Origin of the sequence: Bradyrhizobium sp. UFLA01-814, assembly GCF_046718885.1 — a bacterium.
GTDB classification, from domain to species: domain Bacteria; phylum Pseudomonadota; class Alphaproteobacteria; order Rhizobiales; family Xanthobacteraceae; genus Bradyrhizobium; species Bradyrhizobium elkanii.
The window spans coordinates 1-4,938 of the sequence record NZ_JAQOSR010000308.1 but is presented as its reverse complement, the minus strand read 5'-3'; the positions used below and the strand labels follow the sequence as shown (position 1 = coordinate 4,938).

4 protein-coding genes and 1 pseudogene are annotated in these 4,938 nt (G+C 66.3%); 3 read left to right on the top strand and 2 right to left on the bottom strand.

Features of this window, described 5'->3' with window-relative positions; genetic code table 11:
• Positions 1–38 precede the first annotated feature (38 nt).
• Positions 39–485 (top strand): annotated as a pseudogene (locus tag PMN64_RS42035) (fumarylacetoacetate hydrolase family protein); the annotation flags it as partial.
• A gap of 32 nt (positions 486–517) precedes the next feature.
• The gene (locus PMN64_RS42030) at positions 518–1,561 is read left to right on the top strand and encodes a 5-methyltetrahydropteroyltriglutamate--homocysteine methyltransferase (protein ID WP_411785016.1); all 1,044 of its coding nucleotides are present in this window, start codon (positions 518–520) and stop codon (positions 1,559–1,561) included.
• Positions 1,562–1,659: 98 nt separating this feature from the next.
• Here the strand turns inward: PMN64_RS42030 and PMN64_RS42025 are convergent, their stop codons facing one another.
• Positions 1,660–2,916, bottom strand: a complete 1,257-nt coding sequence (locus PMN64_RS42025; protein WP_411785015.1) for an acyl-CoA dehydrogenase family protein — start codon at positions 2,914–2,916, stop codon at positions 1,660–1,662.
• A gap of 171 nt (positions 2,917–3,087) precedes the next feature.
• On the opposite strand from PMN64_RS42025, the gene PMN64_RS42020 reads away from it, so the two are divergent.
• Positions 3,088–4,035 (top strand): helix-turn-helix domain-containing protein, encoded by a 948-nt coding sequence (locus PMN64_RS42020; RefSeq protein WP_411785014.1) that lies wholly within the window; start codon positions 3,088–3,090, stop codon positions 4,033–4,035.
• A gap of 32 nt (positions 4,036–4,067) precedes the next feature.
• On the opposite strand, the gene PMN64_RS42015 is transcribed toward PMN64_RS42020, so the two are convergent.
• Positions 4,068–4,938, bottom strand: an 871-nt coding sequence (locus PMN64_RS42015) for a DUF2778 domain-containing protein (protein WP_411785013.1), incomplete at its 5' end; no start/stop codon positions are given.

Genomic DNA, 4,938 nt, shown 5'->3' with positions numbered 1-4,938 from the left:
CCATGGTCGTCGGCAGCGTCAGATGTGTATAAGAGACAGAGACCGCGCTCGGCCATGTCGCGGGCTATGCTTGCTACAATGACGGCAGCATCCGCGATTGGCAGCGTCACGCCTCGCAATTCGCGCCGGGCAAGAATTTCGTCGGCACCGGCGGCTTCGGCCCGTGGATGGTGACGACCGACGAGCTCCCCGATATCAGCAAGCAGCACATCGCAACCCGCCTCAATGGCGTCGAGGTGCAGACCGCGCCGATCTCGGACCTCGTGTTCGACGTCGCGACCCTGATCGCCTATTGCTCGACCTTCACCGAGCTGGTGCCGGGCGACGTCATCGTCACCGGCACCACCGGCGGGGTCGGCGCCTACCGCACGCCGCCGTTGTGGATGAAGGATGGCGACGTCGTCGAGGTCGAGGTTACCGGCATCGGCGTGCTGCGCAATCCCGTGAAAGACGAAACCGCGGCAAGCGCAACGCGCGCGGCTTGATCTCACCACACAACGACAAGAAGGAGGACATCATGAACCTGCCCAGGCATCTGCTGCCGACCACCGTCGTCGGCAGCTATCCGCAGCCGGAATGGCTGGTCGATCGCGCGATGCTGTCGAAGTCGGTGCCGCGCACCCGCATGCACGCGATGTGGCGCCTGCCGGCCGAGCATCTGGAAGAGGCGCAGGACGACGCGACCGTCGTGGCGATCCGGGACATGGAGCGCGCCGGCATCGACATCGTGACCGATGGCGAAATCCGCCGCGAGAGCTACTCCAACCGGTTCGCCACCGCCCTCGAGGGCGTCGATGCCGACAATCCCGCAATGATCACGGCGCGCACCGGCAATACGCAGACGCCGGTGCCGCGCGTGGTCGGTCCGGTGAAGCGCAAGGGACCGGTCGAGCTGCACGACATGCAATTCCTGCGCAGGAACACCGACCGTGCCGCCAAGATCACCCTGCCCGGCCCGTTCACGATGAGCCAGCAGGCCAGGAACGAGTTCTACAAGGACGACGAGGAGCTCGCGATGGCCTTCGCCGAGGCCGTCAATGCCGAGGCTCGCGACCTCGAGAAGGCCGGCGCCGACGTCATCCAGCTCGACGAGCCCTGGGTGCGCAACAATCCGGATCTTGCCAAGCGCTATGCGGTGAAGGCGATCAATCGCGCGCTGCAAGGCATCAGCATCCCGACCGTGGTGCATCTCTGCTTCGGCTATGCGGCCGTGGTGCCCGGCTCGACCAAGCCGGCCGGCTATTCGTTCCTTGCCGAGCTCGACGACACCATCGCGGACCAGATTTCGATCGAGGCCGCGCAGCCGAAGCTCGATCTCGGCGTGCTTAGGGATCTCTCCTCGAAAAAGATCATGCTCGGCGTGCTCGACCTCGGCAATCCCGAGATCGAACCTGCCGCCGTCGTCGCCGATCGCATTCGCAACGGCCTGAAGCATGTGCCGGCGGAGCGGCTGGTGATCGCGCCGGACTGCGGCATGAAATACATGCCGCGGCACGTTGCGTTCGGAAAACTGAAGGCGATGTGCGACGCCGCCGCGACGGTCAGGAAAGAGATCGGCTAGAGCGTTTTCGAGCGAAGTGGATACCGGTTCGCGTGAAGAAAACGCGTCAAAACAAGAATCTAGAGCCCCGTTCCGATTCCATCGGAACGGGAAAAGCTCTAGGCCGCACCCGACGCGGTCAGCGGGCCGTAACCCGGGCTCTTCAGGAGCGCATGAAGCTGGCGGCGGCGCACACCCATGTTGCCGCCGTCGAACAGGGGATAGGCCATCGCGTCCTGAAGCAGGCCGGCGAGCGGACATTGGTGATCGTAGCTCTCGATGCCGACCACACGCATCAAATCGGTGATCACTTTCACCGCGGTCTCCGATCCGAACACCTTGGCGTGCAGTGCGAGCTCGAAGGCACCGGGCGCATTGCTGTCCATGGCGTGACAGGCCTTCCAGCTCAAATAGCGTGCCGCCTCGATCGCCATCTTGGCATCGGCCAGCGCGTAGCCGACCGCCTGGTGCTCGATGATCGGCGCCGCGCCGCCGCGATGCTCGGTCCGGGCGAAGTTCAGCGCATAGTCGAAGGCGGCGCGCATCAGCGCGACGCCGAACACGCCGACCAGCGCGGCGGTGCCGGCAAAACTCATCTCCACCAGTTCGAGCCCGCCGCCGGCGCGGCCGAGGACATTGTCCCTGGCCGTCCGCACCTGCTCTAGCCGAAAGCGCGGCGTCAGATGGGCGCGATGGCCCATCAGGTCGGCGGCGCGTTCGAGCACGATGCCCTTGATGCCGCCGGCGGACCGCGGCACCGCGATCACGGAGATCGCGCCGTCGGGCGCAGCCGTGGGATCGGTGCGACAGACCACGCAGATCAGGTCGGCGCCGTTGCCGTCCCAGCCGGTCGCGCTCGACACCCATTGCTTGGCGCCGGTGATGACCCATTCCTCGCCGTCGAGGCGCGCCGCTGTCCGCAAGCCGGTTCCCGGCACCGGCGAGGCGAAGTTCGCGCTGCCGCCGGGCTCGCTGAAGGCGAAGGCGGCGAGCGGCGTGCCGGCACGTTCGAGGAACGGCGCGATGAAGGTCTTCTGCTGCGCCGGCGAGCCCGCCAGCATCACCGGCATCAGGCCGAGCAGCGAGCCGAACAGCGTCAGCGAGACGTTGACATCGACGGCCTGAAACTCCTCGGCGACGATGGCCATGTCGAACACGCCGGTGCCCTCGCCGCCGAGCGGCGCAGGGATCATCCGGCGCAGGAAACCGGCCTTGACCACCTGTTCGTAGAACGGCCTGGTCGCCGCAAAGCGCTCCGCGGGCGTGGCGAGATGGCCGGTTGCGTCGGCGACGCCCGAAAGCACGGTCCGCGCGAAGCTCCGGGCGGACATCTGCAGCTCGCGTTGGTCTGCGGTCAGGGTGAAATCGATCGGCATGGTCGTCTCTCCTCCAGCGGGTCGAATGTCCGAAGGTGAGGCGCCGGGCCGCCGAAGTCATTGACGCCCCGTCCACGCCGATTTGGCAAAATGTCCGCCTGACTGGCACGGCAATTGATTGTAAGCTCATCGCCGGCTTCCGTCTTGGCAGGCAAACTTCGGCAAGCGAACATGGGCGCTTCCTGGAATATGCACGATGTCGCACCGGCAGAGCGTTTCGCCTATTGGCGCGAAGCGGTGCTGCGGACCTATCTGCCGCTCGAGCCGGAGAAGATCTCGGCCGGCGATTTCGACGGCGCGATCACCAGCATCGGCAGCCCCGCGCTGCCGTTGTCGCGGGTGCAGTCCGTGCCCAACGCCATCCACCGTACGCGGAAGGGAATCGGCAGCTTCCAGGACGGATCGTTCTTCGCCAATCTGCAGATCACGGGCGACGCCGTGGTCGAGCAGCATGGGCAAAAGACGCTGGCGCGGCCCGGCGACATCGTGCTGCTCGACACCAACGAGCCCTTCGCGATGCGGTTCGAGCAGGGCTGCGACCTGATCTGCGCCACGATTTCCGGCGCGCGGCTGCGGCGGCATCTGCAGCAAATGTCCGGGCGGCCGCCGATCGTCATCGCCGGACGCGGCGCGGGCCGTCTCGCCTCCGCCTATCTCGGCGCGCTGCGCGATATCCCCGACGATTTCGCGCTGGTCGACGACCTCGCCGCAAGCCAGCTCGAGGGCCTGCTGGTGCGGGCGACCACCGTCGGCGTGCCGACGGCCGGATCGACGTCACCGCGCGAGGCGATGCTGCGGCAAATCCAGACCTTCATCCTGGACGAACTGCACAATCCGCAACTGTCCGCGAAATACATCTGCCGGCACCTGAACATTTCGCGCAGCCATTTGTTTGCCGTGCTCGCCGATGCCGGAACGACCCTCGCGGCGCATGTCCGCGATGCGCGGCTCCGCCACAGCCTCAGCCAGCTTCGCGACCCTCGATTGACCGATCTTCCGATCGGCGAGATCGCGCTGCGCGTGGGATTCAAGAGCCACGAGAGTTTTGCGCGGGCGTTCCGCCGCGCCTATGGCGCAGCGCCCGGCGCGTTTCGCGCCGGAGGCGAGGAGACACACTGAAGCTTGACGGACCGAAGGCGCCGGCGGTCGGCCTACGAGTTCGACGCCGCGCGGGTCGAGGCCGACTGGACATCCTTGATGTTGATGACGACGGCGATGCGCTTGACCGTGCCGCTGCGGTAGGCCTGCAGGAACTTGTCGTAGTGCTTGACCGAGATGCAGCCGTTGGAGTCGCCGTTCGGCCCAAGCATGTAGCTGTGGACCAGCAGGCCGACGCGCCCGAAGGTGTCGCTGCCGTCGACCGGGGTCATGCGCAGCGCGGGCACGCCGTGGAACAGCTTCTCGCGCGGCTTCATCTCATAGATGCCGGGCGGCGTCGCACCGGCGTTGCGGGCAGTCACATGCGCGGGATCGTCGAGCAGATTGCCGAGGCCTGAATGCGCCTCGAACTTGGTACCGTCGGGCATGTACACGATGCGGCCGGTGATGTCGTAGACGGCCGTGGTGTTGTCATAACCGAGCTTGCCGAGATCGGGGCTCGGACCGGACAACAATCCGTCATTCGGATCGAGCGAGGCCAGCTGCATCTTGCCCGGCATCATGTCGGCAATTTTCTGCAGGAATGTCCGGTTGTCGCCCTGCTGCACCGGCGCCTGTGGTGGCGGCGGCTGATCGTTACGTGCAAGCAGATTGGCCTCGGCCGGCCGCGACCGCGGCATCGGCACGGTGGACGTCGTCGCCGTGGTCGTGGCAGCGACGGACGCCGTCGCCGACTGGCTGGTCGGCAGTTCGGTCTGCGTGTCGCGCAGCTGGCCGGCCAGCGCGTCCTCGATCTGGCCGAACTCGGAATTGAAATCGCCGCGACTCGAACGGAACCCGCGGCGCAGTGGATAATAGAGTGAGGCCGAATTGATCGTGGAGCGAGAGCCGAAGCGATCGTCGAAGTTCAGCGACGCGGTGGTG